Here is a 26,517-nt window from a genome sequence, read left to right as displayed (position 1 = left end):
TCCCCGGGAGCGCCGCCCTGCGGGGGGCGCCCGAACAAATGTTTCAATCCTCAGGGCACACTAAAGACTGGCCGGAGACATTCAAGCCGCTTCGTCCGGGGGCGGGGACCGGCCTCAGGTGCGGGCGGCGAAATCGTTCTGCCGGAGGTCTGAGGCGATGGCCTCCATCACGGGAGCCCAGTCGCCGGGGAGGGCGCAGGCATACACCCTGACCTGTGGATACCAGGGGTAGCGGTCGGTCCCGAGCGTCGTCCAGGCGTCCGGGGCGGCGACCAGCCATGCGGGCGCCCCCGCCGCGGCGGCCAGGTTGAACGTGGCGTTGGAGACGCCGACCACGAGGTCAAGCGCGCAGGACAGGGCGCTCAGGTCCTCCAAGTCGTTGCGCAGGTCGATGTCCGGCGGTGTCCAGACCTTCAGGCCAAAGCGTTCCCCCGCCAGGGCGATCTCCGGCCCGCAGTCCCCATACTGGAGGTTGACGAAGGCGATGCCCGGCGTCCTGAGCACAGGCTCCCAGGCCTCAAATGAAGGGAAGGCGTTGGCCCGCCCGGCGGTCATCATCCCGCTCTTCCAGAGCAGGCCGACCCGCGGCCCGGGCAGCTCCGCCCCAAGAGCCCGACGCCAGAAGGCGACACGGTCCGGGTCGGGCGGCAGGTAGCCGACCCGTTCCGGGAAGGCGTCGGCCTGAGGACGAAACTCGGGCAGGAGGTCCGCCATGGGCGCCCAGGCGGCAGACTTCACCGGCGTCGCGAGGCGCCGGATCTTCCTTCCGCCGGTCTCGACCGTGGCATGGGAAATGACCTGCGCCGCAGGGAAGGCCCTGCGGAACAGAGGCTGGAGGCGGGGTTCGACAGCCAGGGACAGGCTGCCTTCCGGGCCCAGCCTCACCAACAGGTCCGGGACCAGGCCGGCGAAGAGCACCTCGTCCCCGAGCCCCTGTTCACCCACGAGCAGGAGGTCCAGACCGGAGAGGGGCTGGCCCCGCCGCCAGCGCCGGCCAGGGATGTCAAAGGCCGCAGCTCCGGGGAACGCCGGATCATTCCGGGCCGCATAGTCCCTCCATCCGCGGGCGAGATCCCCGAGGCGAAGTCGGGCGCAGGCCCGGGAGAAGTTCAGTATGGCCCTCTCCCTGGCCGCAAGCCCGCCCTCCCGTATCGAGAGGAAGGTCGCAAGCGCGGCCGTGGCGTCCCCGCTCGACATCTGCAGGTTGCCAAGATTGAACCGGGCGGGCGTGAGGTTGGGCTTAAGCCGAAGGGCTTCTCCGAGAAAGGTTTCAGCGGAGGCCAAGTTCCCCTGTTCGGCGACCAGCAGTCCAAGTTGGTTCCAGATGCGCGCATCCAGCGGATCGGCCAGGACCTGCTCGCTAAGGACATCAATGGCCTGTCCTGACCGGCCCTGGGCTGAGAGGGACCTCGCAAGCAGGCTTGTCGCCTCCGGTTCACCGGGCAGGTAGGCCAGGCTGCGCTTCAGGACGCTCTCGGCTGCAGGCGCCATGTCCAGGGCCAGCGCAAGTCTTCCGATGCCCGTCAGGATTGCAGGATCGTCGGGCCGCTCGTCCAGCGCCGCCTGGTATGCTGAAAGGGCGCCCGTCAGATCCCCCTTGGCCTCCAGCCGCCGGGCCTCGGCCAGCGCCTTGCGGCCTTCATGGGGCGTGTCCCGCCGCATCACTCCGGATCCGGTTGCAGCATCCCGGATAGATCATCTGCAACCCTCTGGAGCACGGGTTCCCAGGCCGCGAAGGCGTCCGGGCGGTAGAGGCGCACCTGCGGATACCAGGGGTAGCGATCCGTCCCAAGTGCAGTCCAGGCGCCCCGCGCCGAAATCAGCCAGGCGGGCGCCCCGGCGGCGGCGGCGAGATTGAAGGTCGCGTTCGAGAATCCGATCACGAGGTCCAGCGCCATGGAAAGCGCTGTGATGTCATCCAGGTCCTTCTTGAGATCGATCCCCGGCGGATTCCAGATTTCGACTCCGAAGCGCTCCCGGGCAAGCTGCAACTCGTGGGTGCAGTCGCCATACTGAAGGTTCACGAAGACAACGCCGGGGGTTCTCAGGACCGGTTCCCACGCCTCGAACGAGGAGAAGAAGCGGTGCCGGCCAGCCGCGAGGACGGCGCTCTTCCAAAGCAGGCCCACCCTTGGGCCCGCCGGGAGCCGGGAAAGGGCCTCGCGCCAGTGCGCCACGCGGCCGGGGTCGGGGGTAATGAACCCGACCCTTTGGGGGAAGCTGTCGATTGAAGGTCGCACGTCCTGGAAGAGCGAGGCCAGGGGCGTCCACAGGTCGACCCCGCCGATACGTTCAAGCTCCGGGACGACGCGGATGGTCCTGCCCGCGACCTTGACGGTCGCGTGGGCCATGACGTCCGCCTTTGGGAAGCTGCGGGCAAAAAGGGCGACAAGCCGGGGCTCGACGGCGATGAAGAGTCGTCCCTCATCGCCCAGCAGGTCCAGCACGTCGGGGACAATGTTCGAGAACGCGACTTCATCCCCCAGTCCCTGTTCGCCCACGATCATCAGTGACTTGCCGGCCAGCGACTGCCCGGGCTTCCAGCGCGGAGCCTCCAGCGCGAACTGGGTTCCATCCGGGAAGTGGCTGTCATTCCGGGCCTCATAATCCCGCCACCCCGTCTCGATCCGGCCCAAGGTCAGATGGGAGAGTCCCCTTGTGAGGATCATCATCGCCTTCTCATCGGCCGCCAATGGAGAGCGCAGGGCGTTCTCGACCTCGCGGAGGGCGTCTTCCGCCCGGCCAAGGGTCAGCCAGAGGTTGCCAAGATTGTATCGGGCGCGTGCGAGCTTGGGGTCCAGGCGCAGCGCTTCACGGTAGAAAATCTCCGCATTCTCGGGATCGCCCTGGTCTGCGACCATGGTTCCCAAGCTGTTCCAGATGTTGGCGTGTCCGGGCCTGCTGGCCAGGAAGGTCCGCAGGATCTCGATCGCTTCCGCCGTCCGCTCCTGGGCCTGGACCGCAAGGGCCAGGTTGTTCACGCACTCCGCATGATCCGGCGTCATCGCCAGGACGTGCCTCAGCAGGCCCTCTGCTGTCTCTGGCATCCCCATGCGAAACGCCAGTCGAGCCAGGTTGATCAGGATCTCCTGGTCGCCGGGCAGCAGGGCGACGGCCGCCTCGTAGCAGCTCAGGGAGTTCACGAAATCTCCCCGACCTTCCTGTGCGATGGCGAGAACATGCCAGCCCAGCCCACTGCGTTCGTCGATCTGCAGGGCTTCCAGCGCCAGTTCGGCGGCGCTCTCGGGCCGGTGTCCCCGGATTTCCCGAACCGCCTTCTCCAGCAGGGGCGCAATCTTCAGCGACTTCTGGTCGGCCAGGCCCAGCCGGATCGCCCGCAGGGCGTTGGCGGACGCGCTCGACCCCATGAGGTTTGCGGCGCTGTTTCTCAGGGCGCGCGCAGGCGCTGCGGTGTCCGACATGGGGTCTTCCATCAGTCTGCAGGCCACTTCAGTCTGGAGTCCCCGGGTTAACGTCGGATTAACCATGATCGTTCACGATGGAAGGATATCGTTAACCTGTCGCCTCCTAGGGTCTGCTCTCGTTGTCGCGGCCCAGGGGGCTCAGACACGTCGGGGAACGCCAATTGCCTCTCAAGCTCTCGTTGAAGCCCGGGGAAAAATTCGTTCTCAATGGGGCTGTTGTCCAGAATGGCGACCGTCGTGGGGTGTTGATCCTCCAGAACAAAGCCTCCGTTCTTCGAGAAAAAGACATCCTTCAGCCTGAGAACGCGAATACCCCGGCGCGGCGCATCTATCTGCCCGTCATGATGATGTACCTCGATCCCTCGGATGCGTCGAAATACTATGATGAATTCGTCCAGAAGCTGAGCGAATTCATGGGCGTAATTCGAAACCCACAGATTCTTGCAGAGTGCGTAACGATTTCGCGTTGCTGCATGCAGCGCGACTATTACAAAGCCCTCCTGGGGTGCCGGAAGCTTATCGAGTACGAGGACGTGAGGTTGGGGAATGTCCCTGCAGGCGTATCAGAAGGCCGCGACGAGGGTTGAGACGCCCCGCGAGACCGAGTACCGCCTGTTCGCCCAGGTCACGCTCGCGCTCGTAGACGCCTCAAAGCTCGATCCCAAGGATTTCGTCGGCCGGGCGGGCGCGCTCGACTGGAACCGACGCATGTGGTCCGTCCTTGCGGCGGACTGTGGCGCCGAAGGCAACCAGCTTCCCCCTGAGCTCCGGGCAGGGATCATCTCCCTCTCGATCTGGGTGAGCAAGTACACCAGCGAAGTGATCCGGGGCGACGAGGACATCCAGGATCTCATCGACGTCAACCGCATGATCATGCAGGGTCTGAGCGCGCGGGCCGAAACGGCGGCCTGATTCCCGACCCCCAGCGCGGAGCCTTCGGTCCCCAAAATGAAACGCATCCTGGTCACCGGCGGCGCGGGGTTCATCGGCTCACACCTCTGCGAGCGCCTCCTTGAGGCCGGACATGAGGTCCTGTGTGTCGACAACTTCTACACGGGCTCGAGACGAAACGTCGCCCACCTGCTCGGCAATCCCGCCTTCGAGCTGATGCGCCATGACGTGACCTTTCCGCTCTTTGCCGAGATCGACGAGGTCTACAACCTCGCCTGTCCGGCATCTCCGGTGCACTACCAGTTCGATCCGGTCCAGACGACCAAGACGTCCGTCCATGGGGCGATCAACATGCTGGGCCTGGCGAAGCGCCGGCGCGCCAAGATCTTCCAGGCCTCCACAAGCGAGGTCTATGGGGATCCCGCCGTGCATCCCCAGACCGAGGACTATTGGGGCAACGTCAACCCGATCGGCATCCGCTCCTGCTACGACGAGGGCAAGCGGTGCGCCGAGACCCTTTTCTTCGACTATCACCGCCAGCACGGGCTGCGGATCAAGGTCGCGCGGATCTTCAACACCTACGGCCCCCGCATGCATCCCAATGACGGCCGGGTGGTTTCCAACTTCATCGTGCAGGCCCTCCAGGGCCAGGACATCACCCTCTATGGCGAGGGGCTCCAGACGCGGTCATTCTGCTTCGTCGACGACCTGGTCGAGGGCGTCCTTCGCCTGATGGACACCCCCGATGACGTCACCGGCCCGGTCAACCTGGGCAATCCGGGGGAGTTCACCATTCGCGCCCTCGCCGAGCGCGTCATCGCCCTGACTGGGTCTTCCTCACGCCTGGTGCACATGCCCCTTCCGTCGGACGACCCGCGCCAGAGGCGACCGGACATCAGCCTGGCCGGCCAGCTTCTCGACTGGAAGCCGACCATCGAGCTGGACGAGGGCCTGACCCGGACCATCGCCTACTTCGACAACCTCCTCGCGTCGGAACCCGTCTAGGGGCCTTTGCCCCCGGGGCGGCAGGATTGGCCCGGCGGATGCTGCCGGGGCGGCGAACTTTGCGCCCGTCTCCACAGGGGTCTCGGGCCCGCGCCGGCTTGAAAAACAAGTAAAATCAACACCCGGAAGGCTGTCGCGCCACAATTGCGACTGGCCCGGCGCTTGCGTGGATCCCGACGCGAAGAATCGCGCGTCCGCAAAACGCCGGACGAAAATCCCCGACCAGAATGGAAGGTACGACAATGGGTGTTCAATCCATCAACACGAACGTGAGCGCCATGCTGGCGCTCCAGAACCTGAATGCGTCACAAGCGGAACTGAGGAGCGCTGAACAGCGGATTTCAACCGGCCTCAAGGTGGCCACCGCCAAGGACAATGGCGCAATCTTCGCCATTGCGACGACCCAGAGGGGCACCTCCCGCGCACTCGACGCTGTGAGGGAGTCCCTCCAGCGAAGTCAATCCGTGGTGGATGTGTCGGCTTCAGCCGGTGAAATCGTCTCCGACCTTCTGCTCCAGATGAAGGAGAAGGCACTTGCGTCGGCGGACGCGCAACTGAACACAAGTTCCCGGGCGGCGATGAACGCTGACTTCATCTCCCTGAGGGATCAGATCACCAAGGCCGTCAACAACGCCGGGTTCAACGGGGGCAACCTTATCAGGAGTGGCGCCCAGAACGTGGCTGCCTTGGCGGACGAGACGGGCACGAGCTTCCTGACCGTACAGGCGCAGGTGCTGGCTCTGAGCGGACCCAATGTGACCGTGACTGCGACCACCGCTGTCAACACGATCACCCTGGCCTCCGCTGCGCTCTCCCTGGTGAACGTGTCGCTACAGAACGTGTCCCTCGCCCTGGCCAAGCTGGGAACGGGGGCCCGGGCCCTGTCGACCCACCTGACCTTCGTGAACAAGCTTCAGGACGCCGTGAACGCCGGTATCGGAAACATCGTGGACGCGGACCTCGCGAAGGAAAGCGCCCGGATCCAGGCTCTGCAGACAAAGCAGCAGCTCGGCATCCAGGCCTTGTCGATCGCAAACCAGGGGCCGAGCCAGCTGATGAGCCTCTTCCGCTAGGACGCAGGGCCAGGCGGGCCGTTTTCGGTCCGCCTGGTCCCCCCTTTTGATGCACGCTGGGCTGAAACTGCCTGGCGGGCCCGGCAAAACTTGCCCCGTTCCCGGAACTTTCTGCCCACCACGGCATGGCTAACAGGGAATTAATACAATAAAAGCAATAATTTAAGGTGTTCCCCTTTGTGGCCTGAGCAGGCCCGATCCTTGCAGGGTTCCCACCGGAGCAAAACGCTCCCCGCCATCAAAATGATGGCCGGAAACCTCAGAAGAAGGGTTGGCCAATGTCTGCCAGCATCAACACCAATGTCGCGGCCATGCTCGCGATCCAGAACCTGAACCGGACCCAGTCCGAACTCAGCGTTTCCCAAACCCGCATCTCCACCGGCCAGAAGGTCGCGTCGGCCAAGGACAATGGCGCCATCTTCGCCATCGCCCAGAACCAGCGCGGCTCCTCCCAGGCCCTGAACGCCGTCCGGGAATCGCTCCAGCGCTCCCAGTCGACCGTCGACGTGGCGACTGCGGCCGGAGAGACCATCTCCGACCTCCTGAACCAGATGAAGGAGAAGGCCCTGGCGGCTGCGGACACGCAGCTGAACACGTCCTCCCGCAACGCCATGAACGCCGACTTTGTCTCGCTGCGTGACCAGATCACGAAGGCGGTGAACAATTCGAGCTTCAACGGCAAGAACCTGATCAACTCTGGTGCAACCAACATCGAGGCCCTGGCCGACGAATCCGGCTCGAGCAAGATCACGGTTCAGGCTCAGTCCCTCGCCCTCGGCGGCGCCAACGTCACCGTGGCTGCGGCGCAGGACATCACGACGACGGCTAATGCGAACACCGCCCTCGCCGCGGTGAATACTTCGATCCAGAACGTGTCCCTCGCCCTGGCCAAGCTTGGCTCGGGCTCCAGGTCGCTGGCGACCCACCTGAACTTCGTCAACAAGCTTCAGGACGCCATCGACGCCGGTGTCGGCAACATCGTGGACGCCGACCTGGCGAAGGAAAGCGCCAAGATCCAGGCCCTGCAGACCAAGCAGCAGCTTGGCTTCCAGGCGCTCTCGATCGCCAACCAGGGGCCGTCCTCGCTGCTCAGCCTCTTCCGCTAGGTGGACGGGTCGCGCGGCGCCCAGGCGCCGCGTGACGCTCCCGGGGCGGCGCTGGTCGCCGTCCCGGGCGCCGTCTCCCTCCCGACGCATTCAAACCGTCGGAGACAGGAGCCATGGAAAACAAGATCAACTTCGTCCCGGTCCCGCCCGAGCTCAATACGAGCCAGCAGCAGGCCCCGCCCGCCGCACAGAACGAGCGCGCCGAGACGTCTGCACCCAAGTTCACGCCGCATCCCGCCGCCGATCTACGCCTGGTCATTGAGCCCAGGGGCAGTTCCTACGTCTACAAGACGATTGATCGCCGCACCGGTGAAATCGTCTCGCAGTATCCGATGGAAGAGATCGTCAAGATGCTGAGTGAGCAGAGATACTCGGCCGGAGTCATCATCCGCGCCACCGCCTGACAGGTCCGCTGTCGACCTCAGGACGACCCTTAACCGCCCCGGCCCGCCGGCGGCGGCGCGGTGCGTTCCGCCATTAACCATTTGCAAACCATGATTCAGCGACAAGGGTGCGTCTAGAAAGGCTCAAGCGGTCCGAGTCGCGCCCACGCGGACGGTCCGCAGCATCGCCAAGGAGGGCGGGATGTCGCTGAACATCAACACAAACAAGGCAGCCATGGCCGCCTTGCAGAACCTGAATGCGACAACCGATAATCTGGGCGGCGTCCAGAACAAGATCAGCACCGGGCTGAGGATCTCGACTTCCAAGGACAATTCGGCGATCTGGGCCATCGCCCAGAACCAGCGCGCCGATGTCGGCGGCCTGGCCGCGGTGAAGATGGGCCTCGACCGCGCCCAGTCGATCGGCGACATCGCGCTTACCGCCGGCCAGACCGTCTCCGAGCTCCTGGTTCAGATGAAGGAGAAGGTGGTCGCGGCCCAGGACGCCTCGCTGACCGCCGTGTCCCGCAACGCCCTCGACGCCGACTTCAAGGCCCTGCTGGCGCAGATCAGCCAGGTGATCCGAAACGCCTCATTTGACGGCGCCGACCTCCTGAACAATTCGCTGCCGGGCGGCCTGCAGTTCCTGGCCGACGCCAGCGCCTCGACCACCGTGACCCTGTCGAACCAGGATCTCAGGCCGGGGCAGGCGATCATCACCGTGGCGACGACCTCTTCGATCACGACGGCCACCCTGGCGGCCGGCGTGCTCAGCCGGCTCCAGGCGTCGATCGGCAATGTGAGCCTGGCCCTTGCGGACCTGGGCGCCCAGTTGAAGCAGATCGAGAGCCACAACAAGTTCGTGGGCAAGCTGACCGATGCGGTCGAGGCGGGCATCGGCAACCTTGTCGACGCCGACATGGCCAAGGAAAGCGCACGCCTGCAGGCCCTCCAGGTCCAGCAGCAGCTGGGCGCCCAGGCCCTCTCCATCGCCAACCAGGCCCCGAACATCATCCTGTCCCTGTTCCGGGGCAACTAGGGGGTGAGGAGTCCTTAAGGCTTGGGCTCTAGGCTGACATTTGCGGGGGCTCCCCGTGAGCCCGAAGGGCCAAGGTCTTGACCTCGATCCGTAACCTCCCGGCCGGCAGCGTTTCGTCCCTCTTCCAGTCAGGGCTGTCCGGAGGCGCGTCCCTGTCGTCCTCCGCGGCCGGGCTCTCTGCGGACCTCCTGGGCGGGCTCTACGCCGGCAAGGGCGCCGGCGCCGGGACGGCCTTGACCAGCCGGCTCTATGCGCCGATAGCGCCCTGGTCTCTCACCGCCCGGCCGAACCCGGCCAACACGCCCGAGCTTCTCGGCAAGGCCGCCAAGCAGGCCATGTCCGGGGGGAGCCTGGTCAACGAAGACGCCGCCCAGCTGGACCTTCCCAACGCCAGCAGCGACTACAAGAAGCTCTTCGCCCTCTACAACGGCCTCAACACCCTTTCCCAGCTGGCGGAGAACGCGCGCGCCAAGGGCGTCACCGCGTCCGAAGCGGCCCAGTTGCAGAAGGTGTTCCAGCGCGGGGTCAAGGAGGTTCTCGGCTATGTCGAGTCCTCGCGCTTTGATCGCCTTCGCCTGGTCCAGGGAGAGGTGAACGCGTCCACCCGCGCGGCCGCCGCCGGTCGCGTCGCGGCGACGGCCTACCAGACCCCGCCCCTCGTGGCGTCCGACCTCAACGCCGCCAGCGATGCTCTCCAGGGGGATGTCCGTTTCACCCTGTCGATCGCCCGGATCAACCAGACGCATACGATCGGCGTCGACCTGTCCTCCGTGCCGCCGTCCGAGCGCACCCTCCCGCGCTTCGTGAGCGAGGTGAACGCCCAGCTCGAGGCCGAGGGGCTGGCCACCCGCTTCGAGACCCGGCGCATACCGGGCCAGGAGAGGACGACCACGGTCGGGGGCAAGACGGTGTCCCTGGGCAAGACGCCCGATTCCTGGGCCCTGAACCTCAAGATGGACAGCTCGGAGGCGGTGACCCTGACCCCGGCCGCCACGGTTCCGGCCATCTACATCGCCCAGAAGGCGGGGAACCCCGATCCCGACGGCAAGCCTTCCACCCAGGACGCGGTTCTGACCAACCAGATGCTGAAGCTCCAGACCGGCGCGGAGTCCCTGGCTCCGCCCGATCCCCTGAACACCCCTGCGCCAAAGGTCGCCGGACAGGTCTGGTCGAAAACCCTCGATGCGGCCCTGGCTTCCGTCCGCTCCATGCAGACCCTCTCCGACGGCTCGGTCCTGGTGCTGTCGGACGTCACGGGCGAACTGGGCGGGCAAAAGATCCGCGGTGACCGGGACGTGGTGCTGCAGAAGTTCGACTCGGCGGGAAAGCTCCTGTTCTCCCGCGACCTCGGCGCTTCGGATGAGGCGTCCGGCCTGTCGATGGCGGTCGCCGACGACGGACGCATCGCCATCGCCGGAAAGATCAAGGGCAAGCTCGAGGGCGCGACCAATGGCTCCGTGACAGAGCTGAAGGGCGGCGTCTCAGACAGCTTCGTGACCGTCTACAACGCCGCGGGCGAGGAGGCCTGGACCCAACGGCGGGGGTCCGTGGGCGACGACGAGGCGACCCACCTGGCCTGGGACTCCGCCGGCAAGCTCTATGTGGCCGGGAACTCCACCGGCGGCAGGTCCGGCCTCTCGGGCCTCGGACAGTCCGATGTCTTCCTCGAGACCTACGAGACCGGCGCCAACAACACCGTCACCTATTCAGCGGCCGCGATCGCCGGCGACACCGGCAAGGATGTCGCCCGGGGCCTCTTCATCGACGGCGACAATCTCTACCTGGCCTCCAACGACGGCGGGTTTGGCGTGATCCGGCGCTTCGACCTCTCCGGTGGCGCTCCCGCCCTCGCGGCGACCCGAAACATCGGGAGCCTAGGAGGCGGCGACCTGACCGGCCTGGGGATGGCGGGCGGGCGGATCATCGTCGCGGGCAACGCCTGGTCCGGCGACCTGTCTGCAGGAAATGTCGTCAGGGATTATTCCGGCGGCAAGGATGGCTTCGTCGCCCGGCTCTCGACGTCGCTCAATCCCTCCGGACGGGATCGCCTCACCTATTTCGGTGGGACCGGCGAGGACACCGTGACCGGCGTCTCGATCAAGGCTGACCGGGTCTTCCTGACCGGGACCACCAGGGCCGACCTGCCTTCCCTCGACAAGATCGGCACGGTCGACGGTTTCGTTGCCGAGATCGATCCCTCCAACGGCAACATTGACTGGTCGCGCCGCTTCAGCGGCAAGGACGGCTTCGTCGCCCCTTCCGCCATCGCCGTCGATCCGGGCGGCGCCAGCATCCTCGACCGTCTCGGCCTCCCCACCGGGGCCGTGAACGCGGCGGACTCCCTTCGCCTCGACGCCGTGAGTTCCGTACGCGTCGGTGACCAACTGCAGGTCCGGGGCCGCCTGAATGGCCAGAAGACGACGATCACTGTCCGCGAGGGCGACACGCTGACCACCTTCGCCGAGCGCATGGGTCGGGCCCTTGCGGGCCAGGCGGATGTCCGGGTCATGACCGTCGACGGCGGCCGCCGGCTTCAGGTCCGGCCCCTCACGGCGCGGAACGTGGTCGAGCTGATCGCCGGGCCCGAGGGCAAGGACGCCCTCAGGGGCCTGGGTCTGCCCGAAGGCGTGCTCCGCACCACCACGGTCGCCAAGGGCGGCAAGATGGCGCCGGCGGACGGCGGCTATCCCATCTTCGGGCTGAAGCTGAACGGCAAGATCAACCTCGAGAACGCCGCCGAGATCGGCCACTCCGCCGCAGAGCTCGCCGCCGCCATCACCGTGGTCCGTTCCGCCTATCGCGACCTGAAGGACGCCGCCACGCCGTCCTCGGTCAAGGCCGCCCAGTCTGCGCCGGCCGCCGCGGTTCCGGCCTACATGCAGAAGCAGATCGCCAACTACCAGGAAGCCTTGGCCAAGCTGACGGGATCTGGCTGAAGGTTCCCGTCGGACAGGCGGCTTGCATCCAGACGGGCTGGGCACTAGCGAGACAGTATGGAACCGAGCCCCGTCCCAAGGTTCAAGCGACCGGTGCTGATCGGCGCCGCCGTCGCCCTCGCGGCGGGCCTCGCCTGCGCCGGGCTTCTTCTCGTTCTCGGACGTCCGGGAAGCGGGCCTCCGCCGGCGCTTGAAGGCGGCCTTGTGGTCGAGGCCGGTCCCCGCGCCGAAACCCGCCTGGCCGCCGGGACGCCCCTGCGCTGCTACGTGGACGGCCAGTTTGTCGGCGACCTGCCGCTCGAGGACTGCGCCCGTCGCAATGGCGTCGCCTCAGGGGCGCTGGATGTCGGGATCGATGCCTCCGGCGCTCTGGGCGCCGGCGCAGCGGGGGCGGCCCTCACCCCCCTGCCTCCCACGGACACGCCGCAGCCGGTCGAGGTCCTGCGCCCATCGCCGCCGCCGCCCGCCGCCGCGCCGGCCGCGTCGGCGCCTGTCGCCCCGTGCTGGCGGCATGGCGGGAGCGCCTGGAGCCGCCTGCCGGGCGAGATGACCCAGGCCGCCTGCGTACAGACCCTGTTCGCCGGTCAGTGCGAGCGCCCGGGCGAGGCGGCCTACGGGCGCTGGGGCGGCCAGACCCTCCGCCTGGTTCCGGGAAAGGTCGAAGTCTCGGGAGACAACCGCAACTTCCGCCTGCTCCTGGAGCAGGGACCCAACTGCACCTTCCCCGGGGCCGGCTGAGGGCAGGGAAGGGGCTCGCCCCCGATGGCGCCAGCATGTAGGCTCAGGCCATGCGCGCGCCCATCACCCTTGTCGCCCTTGTCGCCCTGGCCGCCCTTTCGGCCTGCGCCAAGCGGATCGAGCCGCCCGGCACACCGGGGACCTGCTATCATGTCCAGCCGACCCAGCAGGGGCTGAAGTACAACCCCCTGCCAACCGCCCAGCCGGACCTCGAGCACTGCGCCGCCGCCCTCGAGGCCATGCGCATCCGCTTCCTCAACATGGGCGGCAACCAGACCAACATCGCCGGCGCCTACCAGGGCAACTTCCTCTTCCTGGTTCCGGCCGGGATCTACACCTCGACCTCCTGGGAGGGGAACCGCTTCCTGGCCCTGGTCCGGTCGGGCGATGGGCGCCTTGTCCTTCCCGGGGCCATGCCGATGGCGCCCGGCGGCTGAAATCCCCTGTGGATGACCCCGCCTCCGGCGGAACATAGGCGGAACATTCGCATTGCCCCGCCGACGGCCCTCGGCTAGCCTGACCGCAGGGTCACGGCCCGCATCTACGGAAGCTGATGGAGAGTCGCATGGCGGGCAGCGTCAACAAGGTCATCCTGGTGGGCAATCTCGGGGCCGATCCCGAGATCCGCAGCCTCAACTCCGGCGACCGGGTCGCCAACCTCCGGATCGCCACCTCCGAGACCTGGCGCGACCGCGGCACCGGCGAGCGCAAGGAAAAGACCGAGTGGCACCGGGTGGTCATCTTCAATGACAACCTGGTCAAGGTGGCCGAGAACTACCTGCGCAAGGGCTCCAAGGTCTACATTGAGGGCTCGATCCAGACCCGCAAATGGACGGACCAGTCCGGGCAGGAGAAGTTCTCCACCGAGATCGTCCTCCAGAAGTTCCGGGGCGAGCTGACCATGCTGGACGGCCGGGGTGATGACGCCGGCGGCCGCGAAGGCGGCGGCGATTACGGCGGCGGCTTCCAGTCCGGGGCCCGCGCCCAGCCCTCCGGCCCGCGTGAGGACTTCTCGGCCGACCTGGACGACGAAATCCCCTTCTAGGCCAAAGGCTTCGGCCCCAAGCTCCCGCCCCTGGCGGGGGCGACGGAAGCCGCCGCTTCGGTTGGCCCGCTGGCGTGAAAATGGTAAAGAAATTCAGGCCATTTCCCGCCTGATTCTAAGGGCCAGTCCCCCCGTTGAGCAGCACCGGTTCCCCCCCGTCCGAAGACGGACGCGCGCCCGGCGTGGCGCCGATCGCCATCGAGGACGAGCTTCGCCGCTCCTACCTCGACTACGCCATGAGCGTGATCGTCAGCCGCGCCCTTCCGGACGTCCGTGACGGCCTGAAGCCGGTCCACCGGCGGATCCTGTTCTCCATGAACGACCTGGGCATGAGCCCGGACCGTCCCTATTCCAAGTCGGCCCGCGTGGTGGGCGACGTCCTGGCCCGTCTGCACCCCCATGGCGACCAGTCGGTCTATGACGCCCTGGTCCGCATGGCCCAGCCCTTCTCCATGGGTCTCCTGCTGGTCGACGGCCAGGGCAACTTCGGCTCGGTGGACGGCGATCCCCCGGCGCAGATGCGCTACACCGAATGCCGGATGACCAAGGCGGCCACCGCCCTCCTGGCCGATCTTGACCTCGATACGGTCGACTTCAAGGACAACTACGACGGGAAGGAAAAGGAACCTGTCGTCCTGCCGTCCCGGATCCCGAACCTCCTGGTGAACGGGGCTGGCGGCATCGCCGTCGGTATGGCCACCAATATCCCGCCGCACAACCTGGGCGAGATCGTCGACGCCGCCCTGGCTCTGATCGAGCGGCCGGACATCCCCCTCGACGAACTCCTGGACATCGTTCCCGGCCCCGACTTCCCCACGGGCGGCGAGATCATGGGCCGATCGGCCTCCCGGACAGCGCTGATGACCGGCCGGGGCTCGGTGGTCATGCGGGGAACGGCCGCCATCGAGCAGGTCCGCAAGGAACGGGAAGCCATCGTCATCACCGCCATTCCCTACCAGGTGAACAAGGCGGTCCTGGTCGAGCGCATCGCCGAACTGGTGCGGGACAAGCGGGTCGAGGGCATCTCCGACCTCCGCGACGAGTCCGACCGCCAGGGCATGCGGGTCGTCGTCGAGCTCAAGCGTGACGCCTCCGCCGACGTGGTCCTCAACCAGCTTTACCGGTTCACGCCCCTGCAGACCTCCTTCGGGGTCAACATGCTGGCCCTGAACCGCGGCCGCCCTGAGCTGATGGGTCTGCGCGAGATGCTGCAGGCCTTCGTGGATTTCCGCGAGGAAGTCGTCCTGCGGCGGACCCGGCATGAGCTGTCCCGGTCCCGTGACCGGGGTCACGTCCTGGTCGGCCTGGCCATCGCCGTGGCCAATATCGATGAGTTCATCCAGATCATCCGCTCGTCCAAGGATCCCTCCGAGGCGCGGGAGCGCCTGGTGGCCCGCGACTGGCCGGCGGGCGACATGCTGCCCCTGGTCGAGCTGATCGCCGACCCCCGCTCCCTCGTGGTGGACGGCGACAAGATCCGCCTGACCGATGACCAGGCCAGGGCCATCCTGGCCCTGACGCTCTCCCGCCTCACCGGCCTGGGACGCGACGAAATCTTCGAGGAGGCCGGTGAACTCACCGGCGGCATCTCCGGCCTGCTGGCCATCCTGGAATCCCGTGAGCTCCTGATGAGCATCGTCCGTGACGAACTCGTGCAGGTGCGGACGGACTTCGCCATCCCCCGCCGGACGCAGATCGTCGATGGCGGCGGCGACCTCGAGGACGAGGACCTCATCGCCCGCGAGGAGATGGTCATCACCGTCACCCACGGCGGCTACGTCAAGCGCACGCCGCTGGTGACCTACCGGACCCAGCACCGGGGCGGACGCGGCCGTTCGGGCATGGCGACCAAGGACGAGGACGCCGTCACCCGCGTCATCTCGGCCTCGACGCACACGCCGATGCTGTTCTTCTCGTCGGGGGGCAAGGTCTACCGGCTCAAGGTCTGGCGGCTGCCTGTCGGGGCGCCGACCGCCCGTGGCAAGGCCTTCGTGAACCTCTTCCCGATCGAGCCGGGCGAGACGATGACCTCCATCGTCGCCCTGCCGGAGGACGAGGCGGAATGGGGCGGCTTTGACGTCATGTTCGCCACCCGGTCGGGCCATGTCCGCCGGAACCGGCTGAGCGACTTCGCCCAGATCAACCGCAACGGCAAGATCGCCATGAAGCTCGATGAGGGGGACTCCATCGTCGGCGTCGCCCTCTGCCGGGCAGAGGAGAACGACATCCTCCTCACGACCGCCCTGGGGCGCTGCATCCGCTTCGCCGTGGACGAGGTGCGTGTCTTCGCCGGCCGTGACTCTACCGGCGTCCGGGGAATCCGCCTGGCTGAGGGCGACCAGGTCATCTCCATGGCCATCCTCCGGACCGTGCAGGCAGCCGCCGAAGAGCGGGCGGCCTACATCCGCCACGCCAACGCCATGCGAAGGGCCGCCTCGGGCGAAGGGGGCGAGGTCGACGACGCACCCGTCGTCGAGGACGAGGTCGAGGATGAGGCCGTCTCGGGCCTCGCGGCCCTCAGCCCGGAGCGCATCGCCGAGCTGGGCGCCGCCGAGGAGCACATCCTCACCGTCTCGACCGAAGGTTTCGGCAAGCGGTCCTCCGCCTACGAGTTCCGGCGCACGGGCCGGGGCAGGCAGGGGCTTCTGGCCCAGGACCTGTCCCGTCGTGGTGGTCGTCTGACGGCTTCCTTCCCGGTGGAGGAGCACGACGAGATCCTCCTGGTGACCGACCAGGGCCAGTTGATCCGGACGCCCGTCGCCCAGATCCGGGTCGTCGGGCGCAACAGCCAGGGCGTCATCATCTTCCGGACCACCGAGGAAGAGCATGTCGTGTCCGTCGAGCGCCTTGCTGACCCCGGCGGCAGCGAGGACGAGGCGCCGGAGCCCGAAGCGCAGGCCTGACCGCACCCGGGAAGAGCCCACCGGAAACTTTTTCTTGCCAGACCCCCTCAACCCGGCGAAAGGCGAGGACGGGTTCAAGTTGGGGAAACCTCGATGGCGATGCGTGTGGGCCTCTATCCGGGCACCTTCGATCCAATCCACAATGGCCACACCGACATCATTGGTCGGGCGGTGAAGCTGGTGGATCGTCTCGTGCTGGGCGTGGCCATCAACACCGGCAAGGGGCCCATGTTCTCCCTCGAGGAGCGGGTCGCCATCGTGGAGGCCGAGGCCGCCTCCCTGAAGGGCAATGCCGAGATCGTCGTCCAGCCCTTCGAAGGGCTGACCATGCACTTCGCCCGGGAGGTCGGCGCCAGCGTGATCGTGCGCGGCCTGCGCGCGGTCGCCGACTTTGAGTTCGAGTTCCAGATGACGGCCATGAACCAACAGCTCGACCGCGAGATCGAGACCGTCTTCCTCATGGCCGACCCCCGTCATCAGGCCGTCGCCTCCAAGCTGGTCAAGGAGATCGCGACCCTGGGCGGCGATGTGACCAAGTTCGTCAGCCCGCGGGTCAAGGAAGCGCTCCTGGCCAAGGTGGGACGTTGAACCGTCTCGTCCGGCGCGGCCTCGCGACGGCCGCCATCCTCCTCGCCCTGGCCCCTGCCGCCCAGGCGGTCCAGAAGCCTGCTCCTGCACCGGCGGGAGCGCCCGCACCGCCCCTGGCGTCTGACTTCCGGACCCCGGATCCCCAGAACGTCCTGGTCATCGACACCAGCAAGGGCCTCATCCTGGTGGAGCTGGTCCCGCTCGCTGCGCCGGCCCACGTGGTCCGGGTGCGGGAGCTGGCGCGCCAGGGACTTTACAACGGACGCAGCTTCTTCCGGGTCATCGACCAGTTCATGGCGCAGACCGGCGATCCCAAGGACAATGGTACGGGCGGCAGCGACCTGCCGGACCTGGCGGCCGAGTTCACCTTCCGCCGTGGAGCCGATACGCCCTTCGTCCAGGTCGCAGACCAGGCGGTGGCCGAAATCGGCTTCATCGGTCCCCTGCCGGTCATGACCCAGAGCTCCCAGCTCATGCCCATGACGGCGGATGGCCGCATCTCGGGCTGGGCCCTCTACTGCCCCGGGGTGGCGGGCATGGCCCGCGGAGAGGCGCCGGACAGCGCCAACAGCCAGTTCTTCCTCATGCGCCAGGCTTATCCCTCCCTGGAGAAGCGCTATACCGCCTTTGGTCGCGTCATCGCCGGGCTGGACGTGGTCCGCGCCATCAAGCCGGGCGAGCCCGTGGATCCGCCCCAGGACGTCATGACGCGGGTCCAGGTGCTGGCCGACATGCCTGCGGCCTCCCGGCCCAAGGTCAAGGTCATCGACCCCCGCAGTCCCTGGTTCGCCGCCGAGGTGGCCCGGGTCCGCGCCAGCCGCGGAGCCGACTTCACGGCCTGCGCCATCAGCATTCCCTCGGAGGTGAAGTAATGGATCCCGAAAACACCCTTCTGCTCGAGACCGAAACCGGCCGGGTCACCATCAACCTCCGCCCCGACCTGGCGCCCCAGCATGTGGCGCGGATCAAGGAACTGGCGCGAGAGGGCTTCTACGACGGCATCCTCTTCCATCGGGTGATCCCCGGCTTCATGGCCCAGGGCGGCTGCCCGAATGGATCGGGCACCGGGGGTTCCTCCAAGGCCAACCTGCCGGCGGAGTTCTCCCGCGAGCCGCACGTGCGCGGCGTCTGCTCCATGGCGCGGACCAACAACCCGAACTCGGCCAACAGCCAGTTCTTCATCTGCTTCGACGACGCCACCTTCCTGGATGGCCAGTACACGGTCTGGGGTGTCGTGACCGAGGGCATGGAGCACATTGACGCCCTGCCCAAGGGCGAACCGCCCCGTGCGCCGGGCAAGATTGTCTCCATGAAGGTGGCCGCCGACGCCTGAGCGGCTTGACGTTAGAGGACAGGCGCAGGCATCTGCCCCGCCCATGCAGCTCTCGGATTTCGACTTCGAGCTTCCGGAAGACCGCATCGCCCTGCGGCCGGCGGAACCGCGTGACTCCGCCCGTCTCCTGGAGGTGCGTCCTGACGGCGCTCTCCTGGACCACCGTGTCCGGGACCTGCCGTCTCTGCTGAGCGCGGGCGACATCCTGGTGATCAACGAGACGCGGGTCATCCCGGCGCGCCTCAAGGGCCGTCGGCTCCGCGCCGGATCAGACATCGCTGTCGAGGCCACCCTTCACCAGCGGGCGGGCGAGAGCGCCTGGCGCGCCCTCATGCGGCCCGGAAAGAAGATCGCGGCCGGAGACCAGCTTTGGTTCGGGGATCTTGCCGCCCGGGTCACCGCGAAGGGCGAGGCCGGTGAATTCACCCTCGAGTTCGCCGTCTCCGGCCCCGAGCTCGACGCGGCGGTCGACCGGGTCGGGGAAATGCCCCTGCCGCCCTACATCGCCTCCAGGCGCAAGCAGGACGCCCGTGACCAGAGCGACTACCAGACGGTCTACGCCCGCCGGGAGGGCTCTGTGGCGGCTCCGACCGCAGGTCTTCACTTCACCCCGGAACTCCTTGAACACCTTCAGGTTTCGGGGATTCACCTCGCCAGGGTTACCCTGCATGTGGGCGCGGGCACCTTCCTGCCCGTGAAGACCGAGGATCTCTCCAAGCACCGAATGCACGCCGAATGGGGAGAGATCACGGCGGACACGGCGATGCGGATCAACGCCGCCCGCGCCGCCGGGGGAAGGGTGGTCTGCGTCGGCACCACCTCTCTTCGCCTTCTGGAGAGCGCCGCATCCGACGACGGGCGCCTGGAGGCCTGGACCGGGGAGACCGACATCTTCATCACGCCGGGGCGCCGCTTCCGGATCGCCGACGCCCTGATGACCAACTTCCACCTGCCGAAGTCGACCCTGTTCATGCTGGTCAGCGCCCTGTCGGGACTGGATGTCATGAAGGCGGCCTACGCCTACGCCATCGCCTCGGGCTACCGCTTCTATTCCTACGGCGACGCCAGCCTGCTCTGGAAGGCCGGGTGAGCGCCTTTCCCTTCGAAATCTCCGGGCGCGATGGCGCGGCCCGCACGGGTGTCCTGAAGACCGCCCGCGGCGACATCCGCACGCCTGCCTTCATGCCTGTCGGCACCGCCGCCACTGTGAAGGCGCTGACGGTGGACCAGGTCATGTCCACCGGAGCGGACATTATCCTGGGCAACACCTACCACCTCATGCTGAGGCCCGGCCCAGAGCGCCTGGAGCGACTGGGCGGCCTGCATCGGTTCATGCGCTGGGAGGGGCCGATCCTGACGGATTCCGGCGGCTTCCAGGTCATGTCCCTGTCGGGAATCTCGAAGGTGACGGAGGAGGCGGTCACCTTCAAAAGCCACATCGACGGCTCGCGCCACGTCCTCACGCCCGAGCGCTCGATCGAGATCCAGGCCGACCGGTTGGGCGCCGACATCGTCATGCAGCTGGACCAGTGCGTGTCCTGGCCGGCCGAGGAGGGCGCGGCGGCGGCGGCCATGCGCCTGTCCGACCGCTGGGGGCGACGCTCCAAGGCCGCCTTCGGTCACCGCGAACGCCAGGCCCTGTTCGGCATCCAGCAGGGCTCAACCTTCGCCGACCTGCGACGGGAGTCGTCTGAGCGACTGATCGAGGCCGGCTTCGACGGCTATGCGATTGGCGGCCTTGCGGTGGGCGAGGGCCATGCGGCCATGTGCGAGGTGCTGGACTATGCTGCAGGCTTCCTGCCCGAGGACCGCCCGCGTTACCTGATGGGCGTGGGCAAGCCCGTGGACCTGGTCGAGGCCGTCGCCCGCGGGGTCGATATGTTCGACTGCGTCCTGCCCACCCGATCGGGCCGGCACGGCCAGGCCTGGACCTGGGAGGGACCGGTCAACCTGAAGAACGCCCGCTTCGCCGAGGACGATAGTCCCTTGGACGAAACCCTCGACTGCCCGGCCTCCCGGGATTACGCGAAGGCCTACCTGCATCATCTTGTTAAGGCAGAGGAAATCCTCGGTCAGGTCCTGTTGTCCTGGCACAACATCGCCTTCTTCCAGGCCCTGACGGCGGCCATGCGGGCGGCGATCTCCGAGGGACGTTTCGAGGTCTTCCGCCGGGATTTCCATGCCCGGCAGGCCGTGCGCGGGGCGGGCTAGGCCCGGCTACTTCGCAGCGGGCTTGCGACGGTTGGGCGTGGCGGGCGGCGCACACTTCAACTGCTCGCCCAGGCCCTTGAGATAGGCCCGCCGCACCTCGCCGGCGGCGATGGCCGCGCGCACCCGCTTCTGGTGCTTCTCGGCGCCGGAGAACCTCCGCACCCAACTCCGGAACGGAATGGAACCTGCGGCGAAGTCGGCGATGGCGTCGAGCGCGGCTTCCCCGCCCATCTCGCCCAGGCTGTCCTCGTCGATCTTCATGTCGTCGAGGTCGGGGCCCAGGGCGCCGTTGAGGGGTAGGAGGAGGGCGGTGATCCGGGCGCAGGTCATGGGATTGGGCCGCGCATAGGGCGCCTTGGCGGCCTCCTGCAGGACCAGGGGGATCTCGTCGCGGACGATGTTGACGTCCTTCAGGGGGGTGGCGAGGGCGTTGCCGAGACCGGCGGTGGTGACATCCGCCCCTTCCTGGAGGTCGCGGGCGCCTGGCGTCGGGACGGTGGCGCAGGCGCCAAGGGCGAGGGCTGGAACCAGAAGGAAGAGGATCGCGCGCATGAGTTCAGTGTGGCGCCGTTGGGGTCTCCTGGCGAGTCCCTGCGCCAGCCTTGCCCCGGCCGGGCGCCGGCCCTATGGTCCGCGCCGCTTCGTCCGGCGCGTCCTGCGCCGCGCGGGGGCCGGTAGCTCAGTGGTAGAGCATCCGACTTTTAATCGGATGGTCCTGGGTTCGAATCCCAGCCGGCCTACCATCCCTCCCTGTCGTGTCCCTCAATAGGTATGGCTGCTCGGGTCGGGCAGGCCCAGGATGCGCTTGGAGATGATGTTGTTCTGCACCTCGGAGGAGCCTCCGGCGATGGTGCTGGACTTGATGCGCAGGTATAGGCGCCCGGCCTCGCGCTCTTCCTCGGTGAAGTCCTCGCCTGACCAGCCGGCGCCGGCCAGGCCCATGGCCTCGACCATCATCTCGCAATGGTCGGTCATGATCCGCGAGTTGGCGTTCTTCATGATGGAGGTCGCCGCCGACGGGCCGTTGGCGCTCTTCGCTTCCAGGGCCACCCGGCGCAGGGTCAGGGCGTAGGCCAGGGCGTCCATGTCGTGCCGGGTCAGCCGGGCGCGGAAGTCGGGGTCGGCCAGCCGGCCGTCTTCTTCCTGGCCGAAATAGCGACGGGCCACGTCGCGCAGGTGGCCCGTATCGAAACGCGGGCGGCCGTCGCCGCCGCCGGACAGGCTGTTGCGCTCATGCTGGAGCAGGCGCTTGCCGATCGTCCAGCCGCCGTTCAGGGGGCCGACCAGGTTCGCCTTGGGCACCTTCACGTCGGTGAAGAAGGTCTCGCAAAAGGGCGAGGAGCCCGAGATCAGCAGGATGGGCCGGGTCTCGACGCCCGGGGTGCGCATGTCGATCAGCACGAAGGAAATGCCCTCGTGCTTCCGGCTGGCGTCGGTGCGCACGAGGCAGAAGCACCAGTCGGCGTATTGGGCGCCCGAGGTCCAGATCTTCTGGCCGTTGACCAGGAAGTGATCGCCCTTGTCCTCGGCCCGGGTCTGGAGCGAGGCCAGGTCCGAACCTGCGCCCGGCTCGGAATAGCCCTGGCACCAGCGAAGCTCGCCCCGGACGATGGGCGGAATGTGCCGCTGTTTCTGTTCTTCGGTCCCGTACTCCAGCAGGGTCGGGCCGAACATCATCACCCCCATGCCGCCGATGGGGTTCCAGGCGCCGATGCGGGCCATCTCCTCGCGAAGGGTGCGGGCGTCAGTCGCCGACAGCCCGCCACCGCCGTAGGCCGCCGGCCAGGTCGGGACGCCCCAGCCCTTCTCGCCCATACGGGTTTTCCAAATGGCATAGTCGCCCTCAACGGGCACGGGCGCTTCGGAGGCGGCGATGTCATGCCGGTTCTTCAGGGAAGGGGGGAAGTTGGCCTCAAGCCAGGCGCGGGCCTCGGCCCGGAAGGCGGCGTTGTCCTGGGCGCCGAAGTCGGCCATGGCGATCTCCTCCCATCGCGACGGCCTTCGCGCCGTCCCTCGCAGGCATGAGACGACTGGGGCGGGGCCCTGTCAACGCGCCGGGGGCAGGACGTCCTCGATCGCCTCCAGCCAGTGGCGAAGGGGAGTGGGTGCGTGCGCAGACAGGTGCATCCAACAGCCGATGTTGGCCGTGAAGACCGCGTCGGGCGCCTGGGCCGTGAGGGCGGCCACCCGGCCCTCGGCCAGCCGCCCGGCCATCTCGGGGTTCAGCAGGGACCAGGCGCCGGCGGAGCCGCAGCACAGGTGGCCGTCGGCGACGGGCAGGGGCTCGTAGCCCAGGCGGCGCAGGAGGGCGGGTATCCGCCCAGCCAGCCTCAGACCGTGCTGGAGGGAGCAGGGCTCGTGGATGGCGATCCGCGGGCGTGCGGGAGGCGCGGCGGCCTCCAGGGGCAGGGCTTCGAGGACCTCGATGGGGTCGCGCACCCGGTCCGCCAGGCGGCGGGCGAGGTCGGCATAGGCGGGGTCGTCCCTCAACAGGTCAGGGTAGTCGTGCAGGTAGGCGCCGCAGCCCGAGGACGTCGCCAGCACCGCCTCGGCGCCGTCGTCCAGGAGGGGGGCCCAGGCGTCCAGGTTGCGTCGTGCGAGCATGCGGGCCTGCTCACGGGCGTCGAGGTGGCCCGGGACGGCCCCGCAGCACCCGGCCTGCGGCGCCTCCACCAGGCTGATCCCGAACCGGTCGAGGATCCGGGCGGCGGCGGCGTTGAAGTGGGGGGCCGCGCCGGACTGGACGCAGCCGGTCAGGAGGACCATCCGCCGGACGTGCCGGACGGGGGGCCGAGCCGTGGCTCCCGGGGCGGGCGGGACCCTGTCCCTCAGGATGCGGGGCAGGACCGGCCGCAGGGTCCGGCCCAGGCTGGAGAGGAGGCCGAAGGCCGGCGACAGGGCCAGGGCGCGGATCACCGCCCGGGTCCGCCTCCCCGCGACGGGGCGGGGCGCGGCCTCCAGCACGGAGGCTTGCCCCACCTCGAAGAGCCGGTGGTACTCGACCCCGGACGGGCAGGTGGTCTCGCAGGCCCGACAGCCCAGGCAGGCGTCGAGCGCCTCGCGGGTCAGGTCGGTGACCGGCTCGCCTTCCAGGGCCTGCTTCATGAGGTAGATGCGGCCGCGGGGCCCCATCAGCTCCTCGCCGGTCAGCTGGTAGGTGGGGCAGGTGGCGTTGCACATGCCGCAGTGGACGCAGGCCCTCAGGGCGGTCTCGGCGACCTGCCGGGCCTCGCCGGCCAGCGCATCGGTCAGGCGGGTGCGCATTCAGACCTCCGGATACATTCGGCCGGGATTGAGGATCCGGTCCGGGTCCAGGGCCGCCTTGATCCTCTGGTGCAGGGCCAGGAGCGGCGGCGACAGGGGCTGGAAGGCCGGGTCGGCGGTTCCCCGCAGCCTCTGGATGTGGCCGCCCAGCCGGGCCGCGGCGTCCCAGTCGCCGGGCGATGGCGCCGCCGCCCTCAGCCAGCGCACGCCTCCGGCCTGGTCCCAGGGCAGGTCCTGGAAGCCGCCCGCCGGCCCGGTCCGGGGCAGGGCGATGCGCCAGAGACCTTCGCCGCCGGCCAGGACCGGGTGGGACAGGTCGCGGATCCCCGCCCAGCCTGACGGGTCCGCCGCCTCGCCGCCGATCCGCACCTTTGCGGCCTCCACCCCGGCGCGACCGCCGGACAGGCGCAGGTGCAGCTTCTCGCCATCATGGAAGGCGCCGGAGAGGGGCAGGGGATGGCGCATCAGCTCGGCCACCCGGCGCCGGGCCTCCTCGCCGGGAAGGTCCAGGGTCAGGGCGGCCTCGACGGCGGGCCGGGGAACCACCCGCAGCGACACGTCGAGGAGAACGCCGAGGGTCCCGTGCGCGCCGGCCATGAGGCGGAAGGCGTCGAAGCCCGCCACGTTCTTGAAGACCGTGCCGCCAAACCTCAGCACTTGGCCCCGGCCATTGAGGACCCGGACGCCGAGGACGTAGTCGCGCAGGGCGCCTGTGAAGGGACGCCGGGGACCGGAGAGCCCGGAGGCCACCGCCCCGCCCAGGGTTCCCCCCGGACCGAAGCGGGCCGGCTCGAAGGCCAGCATCTGGCCATTCGCCTCAAGAAGGGCCTCAATCTCGGCCAGCGGCGTCCCGGCCCGGGCGGTGAGGACCAGCTCGGCGGGATCGTAGTCGACCAGGCCGCGGTGGGCGGCGGCGTCAAGGGGATCGCCCGCGACGGGGCGGCCCTGGCCCGCGCGCGTGCCCGCCCCGCGGATCTCCAGGGCGCGGCCCTCCGCGGCGGCGGCCTTCACCGCCCCGGCGAGTTCGGCCGTCCGGTCGGCGTCAGAACCGCTCGAGGTGGGCAAAGGGCAGGGCTCCGTTGTGGACATGCATGCCGCCGTACTCGGCGCAGCGGGCGAGGGTGGGGATGGCCTTGCCGGGATTTAGCAGGCCCTGCGGGTCGAAGGCGGCCTTCAGGGCGTGGAAGGCGTTGACCTCGGCCTCGCTGAACTGGACGCACATCTGGTTGATCTTCTCCCGGCCGACCCCGTGCTCCCCTGTGATCGAGCCGCCCACCGAGACGCAGAGCTCCAGGATGGCGCCGCCCAGGGCCTCGGCCTTGGCCAGGTCGCCGTCAAGGTTGGCGTCGTAGAGGATCAGGGGGTGCAGGTTGCCGTCGCCGGCGTGGAAGACGTTGGCCACGCCCAGGCCGTGAACATCCGCCAGCCGCCCCATCTCGGCCAGGACGAAGGGCAGGGACTTCCGGGGGATGGTCCCGTCGATGCAGTAGTAGTCGGGCGCCAGCCGCCCCATGGCGGGGAAGGCGCCCTTGCGGCCCGCCCAGAAGCGCCGGCGCTCATCCTCATCGCGGGCGATGCGGACCTCGGCAGCGCCGGACTCCCGCAGGAGGGCGGAGACCCGCTCGATCTCCTCGGCCACGTCCTCGGCCTGGCCGTCGATCTCGCAGAGGAGGATGGCGGCGGCGTCCTTGGGGTATCCGGCCCGGGCGAAGTCCTCGGCCGCCCGCAGGGCCGGCCCGTCCATCATCTCGAGCCCCGCCGGCACGACCCCCGCGGCCATGATGGCGGCCACGGCCTGCGCGGCCCGGCCCACGTCGTCGAAGGCGGCGAGGATGAGGCGCGTGGTCTCCGGCAGGGGCTGGAGGCGCAGGAGCACCTCGGTCACCACCCCCAGCAGGCCCTCAGAGCCCGTGAACAGGGCCATGAGGTCCAGGCCCGCCGCATCCGCCGCCGGTCCCCCGAGCGTCAGGACTTCGCCATCCAGGGTGACCACCTGGACCGCCAGGATGTTGTGCACGGTCAGGCCGTACTTCAGGCAGTGCACCCCGCCGGCGTTCTCGGCCACATTGCCGCCGATCGAGCAGGCGAGCTGGGACGAGGGGTCCGGGGCGTAGAACAGGCCATGGGGCGCCGCCGCCTCTGAGACCGCGAGGTTGCGCACCCCCGGCTGCACCCGGGCCGTGAGGGCGACAGGGTCGATCTCCAGGATCTTCGAGAACTTGGACATGACCAGCAGGACGCCGCCGGGAAAGGGCAGGGCGCCGCCCGACAGGCCCGTGCCGGCGCCTCGGGTCACGACCGGGACCCCAAGTTCAGCGCAGGCCTTCATGACGGTCCTGACCTGCTCCAGGGTCTCCGGCAAGACAACAGCGGCGGGAAGCGACCTGTAGGCGGGTAGACCGTCGCTCTCGTAGGCGCGCAGGGCCTCTGCGCCGTCGAGATAGCCGCCGGCCGGCAGGAGGGGCGCCAGCCGGGCGCGCAGCGCCTGCCGGTCCACCGGCGGAAATTCTGCATCTAGGCGGGGATCAAACTGGTCGAGCATCTCGGCTTTCCCGGGCGGCGGGTTTACATAGCGCC

Annotated in this window: 24 protein-coding genes and 1 tRNA gene; 18 read left to right on the top strand and 7 right to left on the bottom strand. The window is 68.3% G+C overall.

All coding sequences use genetic code 11. From position 1 onward, the window contains the following. Positions 1 to 114 precede the first annotated feature (114 nt). Positions 115 to 1,662: a tetratricopeptide repeat protein gene (locus tag HYN04_RS08750; protein WP_110450412.1), complete on the bottom strand. Its 1,548-nt coding sequence runs from the start codon at positions 1,660 to 1,662 to the stop codon at positions 115 to 117. Next, positions 1,662 to 3,422: a tetratricopeptide repeat protein gene (locus tag HYN04_RS08745; RefSeq protein ID WP_241962599.1), complete on the bottom strand. Its 1,761-nt coding sequence runs from the start codon at positions 3,420 to 3,422 to the stop codon at positions 1,662 to 1,664. Before HYN04_RS08745 ends, HYN04_RS08750 begins: the two co-directional genes overlap by 1 nt. 164 nt (positions 3,423 to 3,586) lie before the next feature. Here HYN04_RS08745 and flbT point away from each other — a divergent pair, with 164 nt between their 5' ends. The 17 genes from flbT (at position 3,587) to tgt (ending at position 20,676) form a co-directional block, all read left to right on the top strand. Beyond that, positions 3,587 to 4,012, top strand: coding sequence for a flagellar biosynthesis repressor FlbT (flbT, locus tag HYN04_RS08740; protein WP_110450410.1), 426 nt, complete (start codon positions 3,587 to 3,589; stop codon positions 4,010 to 4,012). Then, positions 3,972 to 4,337, top strand: a complete 366-nt coding sequence (gene flaF, locus HYN04_RS08735) for a flagellar biosynthesis regulator FlaF (RefSeq protein ID WP_110450409.1) — start codon at positions 3,972 to 3,974, stop codon at positions 4,335 to 4,337. The genes flbT and flaF overlap by 41 nt, the downstream gene beginning before the upstream one ends. A gap of 36 nt (positions 4,338 to 4,373) precedes the next feature. After that, entirely contained in the window at positions 4,374 to 5,321 is a 948-nt protein-coding gene (locus tag HYN04_RS08730; protein ID WP_110450408.1) for a UDP-glucuronic acid decarboxylase family protein, read from the top strand. Between the two features lie 242 nt (positions 5,322 to 5,563). Beyond that, positions 5,564 to 6,394, top strand: a complete 831-nt coding sequence (locus HYN04_RS08725; protein ID WP_110450407.1) for a flagellin — start codon at positions 5,564 to 5,566, stop codon at positions 6,392 to 6,394. A gap of 278 nt (positions 6,395 to 6,672) precedes the next feature. Beyond that, complete coding sequence (locus HYN04_RS08720; RefSeq protein WP_110450406.1) at positions 6,673 to 7,500, top strand: flagellin; 828 nt, start codon at positions 6,673 to 6,675, stop codon at positions 7,498 to 7,500. A 113-nt stretch (positions 7,501 to 7,613) separates the two neighbouring features. Further along, the gene (locus tag HYN04_RS13685; RefSeq protein WP_110450405.1) at positions 7,614 to 7,904 is read left to right on the top strand and encodes a flagellar protein FlaG; all 291 of its coding nucleotides are present in this window, start codon (positions 7,614 to 7,616) and stop codon (positions 7,902 to 7,904) included. Positions 7,905 to 8,085: 181 nt separating this feature from the next. Then, positions 8,086 to 8,922 carry a flagellin gene (locus HYN04_RS08710; protein WP_110450404.1) on the top strand — a complete coding sequence of 279 codons (837 nt, stop codon included), beginning with the start codon at positions 8,086 to 8,088 and terminating at the stop codon, positions 8,920 to 8,922. A gap of 77 nt (positions 8,923 to 8,999) precedes the next feature. Beyond that, positions 9,000 to 11,858: a hypothetical protein gene (locus HYN04_RS08705; RefSeq protein WP_110450403.1), complete on the top strand. Its 2,859-nt coding sequence runs from the start codon at positions 9,000 to 9,002 to the stop codon at positions 11,856 to 11,858. A gap of 57 nt (positions 11,859 to 11,915) precedes the next feature. Then, positions 11,916 to 12,596, top strand: coding sequence for a hypothetical protein (locus HYN04_RS08700; protein WP_110450402.1), 681 nt, complete (start codon positions 11,916 to 11,918; stop codon positions 12,594 to 12,596). Positions 12,597 to 12,646: 50 nt separating this feature from the next. Next, positions 12,647 to 13,033: a hypothetical protein gene (locus tag HYN04_RS08695; protein ID WP_110450401.1), complete on the top strand. Its 387-nt coding sequence runs from the start codon at positions 12,647 to 12,649 to the stop codon at positions 13,031 to 13,033. Positions 13,034 to 13,161: 128 nt separating this feature from the next. Continuing rightward, complete coding sequence (gene ssb / locus HYN04_RS08690) at positions 13,162 to 13,641, top strand: single-stranded DNA-binding protein (protein WP_110450400.1); 480 nt, start codon at positions 13,162 to 13,164, stop codon at positions 13,639 to 13,641. Between the two features lie 236 nt (positions 13,642 to 13,877). After that, positions 13,878 to 16,544 carry a DNA gyrase subunit A gene (gyrA, locus tag HYN04_RS08685; RefSeq protein WP_241962720.1) on the top strand — a complete coding sequence of 889 codons (2,667 nt, stop codon included), beginning with the start codon at positions 13,878 to 13,880 and terminating at the stop codon, positions 16,542 to 16,544. Between the two features lie 99 nt (positions 16,545 to 16,643). Then, the gene (gene coaD, locus HYN04_RS08680) at positions 16,644 to 17,132 is read left to right on the top strand and encodes a pantetheine-phosphate adenylyltransferase (protein WP_110451358.1); all 489 of its coding nucleotides are present in this window, start codon (positions 16,644 to 16,646) and stop codon (positions 17,130 to 17,132) included. After that, a complete protein-coding gene (locus HYN04_RS08675) occupies positions 17,129 to 18,004 on the top strand; it encodes a peptidylprolyl isomerase (RefSeq protein ID WP_241962598.1) in 876 nt (291 codons plus the stop codon). Before coaD ends, HYN04_RS08675 begins: the two co-directional genes overlap by 4 nt. Beyond that, a complete protein-coding gene (locus HYN04_RS08670) occupies positions 18,004 to 18,465 on the top strand; it encodes a peptidylprolyl isomerase (protein WP_110450398.1) in 462 nt (153 codons plus the stop codon). The genes HYN04_RS08675 and HYN04_RS08670 overlap by 1 nt, the downstream gene beginning before the upstream one ends. Before the next feature lie 43 nt (positions 18,466 to 18,508). Then, entirely contained in the window at positions 18,509 to 19,555 is a 1,047-nt protein-coding gene (gene queA, locus HYN04_RS08665) for a tRNA preQ1(34) S-adenosylmethionine ribosyltransferase-isomerase QueA (protein WP_110450397.1), read from the top strand. Then, on the top strand, positions 19,552 to 20,676 hold the full coding sequence (gene tgt, locus HYN04_RS08660; protein ID WP_110450396.1) for a tRNA guanosine(34) transglycosylase Tgt: 1,125 nt from the start codon (positions 19,552 to 19,554) through the stop codon (positions 20,674 to 20,676). The genes queA and tgt overlap by 4 nt, the downstream gene beginning before the upstream one ends. Positions 20,677 to 20,682: 6 nt before the next feature. Here the strand turns inward: tgt and HYN04_RS08655 are convergent, their stop codons facing one another. Continuing rightward, the gene (locus HYN04_RS08655; RefSeq protein ID WP_110450395.1) at positions 20,683 to 21,228 is read right to left on the bottom strand and encodes a hypothetical protein; all 546 of its coding nucleotides are present in this window, start codon (positions 21,226 to 21,228) and stop codon (positions 20,683 to 20,685) included. Between the two features lie 116 nt (positions 21,229 to 21,344). Between HYN04_RS08655 and HYN04_RS08650 the strand changes: the two genes are divergently transcribed. Next, positions 21,345 to 21,419 (top strand) — tRNA-Lys (locus HYN04_RS08650). Positions 21,420 to 21,438: 19 nt separating this feature from the next. Here HYN04_RS08650 and HYN04_RS08645 read toward each other — a convergent pair. The 4 genes from HYN04_RS08645 to HYN04_RS08630 form a co-directional block, all read right to left on the bottom strand. Further along, entirely contained in the window at positions 21,439 to 22,650 is a 1,212-nt protein-coding gene (locus tag HYN04_RS08645) for an acyl-CoA dehydrogenase family protein (protein WP_110450394.1), read from the bottom strand. A gap of 72 nt (positions 22,651 to 22,722) precedes the next feature. Further along, positions 22,723 to 23,940: a glycolate oxidase subunit GlcF gene (glcF, locus tag HYN04_RS08640; RefSeq protein WP_110450393.1), complete on the bottom strand. Its 1,218-nt coding sequence runs from the start codon at positions 23,938 to 23,940 to the stop codon at positions 22,723 to 22,725. Continuing rightward, entirely contained in the window at positions 23,941 to 25,005 is a 1,065-nt protein-coding gene (glcE, locus tag HYN04_RS08635; protein WP_199285940.1) for a glycolate oxidase subunit GlcE, read from the bottom strand. After that, positions 24,983 to 26,482 (bottom strand): FAD-linked oxidase C-terminal domain-containing protein, encoded by a 1,500-nt coding sequence (locus HYN04_RS08630; protein ID WP_110450391.1) that lies wholly within the window; start codon positions 26,480 to 26,482, stop codon positions 24,983 to 24,985. Before HYN04_RS08630 ends, glcE begins: the two co-directional genes overlap by 23 nt. Positions 26,483 to 26,517 lie beyond the last annotated feature (35 nt).

Source organism: Phenylobacterium parvum (assembly GCF_003150835.1).
In the GTDB taxonomy this organism is placed as follows: Bacteria; Pseudomonadota; Alphaproteobacteria; order Caulobacterales; family Caulobacteraceae; genus Phenylobacterium; species Phenylobacterium parvum.
The sequence above is the reverse complement of the archived record's forward strand: the minus strand, read 5'-3'. Positions and strand labels throughout refer to the sequence as shown.

What these genes read in the sequence shown, in the direction of transcription:
- HYN04_RS08655 (WP_110450395.1), bottom strand. Translation starts at nt 21,228, where the DNA reads ATGCGCGCGATCCTCTTCCTTCTGGTTCCAGCCCTCGCCCTTGGCGCC.
- glcF (WP_110450393.1), bottom strand. Translation starts at nt 23,940, where the DNA reads ATGCGCACCCGCCTGACCGATGCGCTGGCCGGCGAGGCCCGGCAGGTC.
- HYN04_RS08670 (WP_110450398.1), top strand. Translation starts at nt 18,004, where the DNA reads ATGGATCCCGAAAACACCCTTCTGCTCGAGACCGAAACCGGCCGGGTC.
- HYN04_RS08730 (WP_110450408.1), top strand. Translation starts at nt 4,374, where the DNA reads ATGAAACGCATCCTGGTCACCGGCGGCGCGGGGTTCATCGGCTCACAC.
- HYN04_RS08630 (WP_110450391.1), bottom strand. Translation starts at nt 26,482, where the DNA reads ATGCTCGACCAGTTTGATCCCCGCCTAGATGCAGAATTTCCGCCGGTG.
- HYN04_RS08720 (WP_110450406.1), top strand. Translation starts at nt 6,673, where the DNA reads ATGTCTGCCAGCATCAACACCAATGTCGCGGCCATGCTCGCGATCCAG.
- HYN04_RS08750 (WP_110450412.1), bottom strand. Translation starts at nt 1,662, where the DNA reads ATGCGGCGGGACACGCCCCATGAAGGCCGCAAGGCGCTGGCCGAGGCC.
- HYN04_RS08745 (WP_241962599.1), bottom strand. Translation starts at nt 3,422, where the DNA reads ATGTCGGACACCGCAGCGCCTGCGCGCGCCCTGAGAAACAGCGCCGCA.
- HYN04_RS08725 (WP_110450407.1), top strand. Translation starts at nt 5,564, where the DNA reads ATGGGTGTTCAATCCATCAACACGAACGTGAGCGCCATGCTGGCGCTC.
- queA (WP_110450397.1), top strand. Translation starts at nt 18,509, where the DNA reads ATGCAGCTCTCGGATTTCGACTTCGAGCTTCCGGAAGACCGCATCGCC.
- HYN04_RS13685 (WP_110450405.1), top strand. Translation starts at nt 7,614, where the DNA reads ATGGAAAACAAGATCAACTTCGTCCCGGTCCCGCCCGAGCTCAATACG.
- HYN04_RS08700 (WP_110450402.1), top strand. Translation starts at nt 11,916, where the DNA reads ATGGAACCGAGCCCCGTCCCAAGGTTCAAGCGACCGGTGCTGATCGGC.
- HYN04_RS08695 (WP_110450401.1), top strand. Translation starts at nt 12,647, where the DNA reads ATGCGCGCGCCCATCACCCTTGTCGCCCTTGTCGCCCTGGCCGCCCTT.
- flaF (WP_110450409.1), top strand. Translation starts at nt 3,972, where the DNA reads ATGTCCCTGCAGGCGTATCAGAAGGCCGCGACGAGGGTTGAGACGCCC.
- ssb (WP_110450400.1), top strand. Translation starts at nt 13,162, where the DNA reads ATGGCGGGCAGCGTCAACAAGGTCATCCTGGTGGGCAATCTCGGGGCC.
- HYN04_RS08645 (WP_110450394.1), bottom strand. Translation starts at nt 22,650, where the DNA reads ATGGCCGACTTCGGCGCCCAGGACAACGCCGCCTTCCGGGCCGAGGCC.
- HYN04_RS08710 (WP_110450404.1), top strand. Translation starts at nt 8,086, where the DNA reads ATGTCGCTGAACATCAACACAAACAAGGCAGCCATGGCCGCCTTGCAG.
- coaD (WP_110451358.1), top strand. Translation starts at nt 16,644, where the DNA reads ATGCGTGTGGGCCTCTATCCGGGCACCTTCGATCCAATCCACAATGGC.
- gyrA (WP_241962720.1), top strand. Translation starts at nt 13,878, where the DNA reads ATGAGCGTGATCGTCAGCCGCGCCCTTCCGGACGTCCGTGACGGCCTG.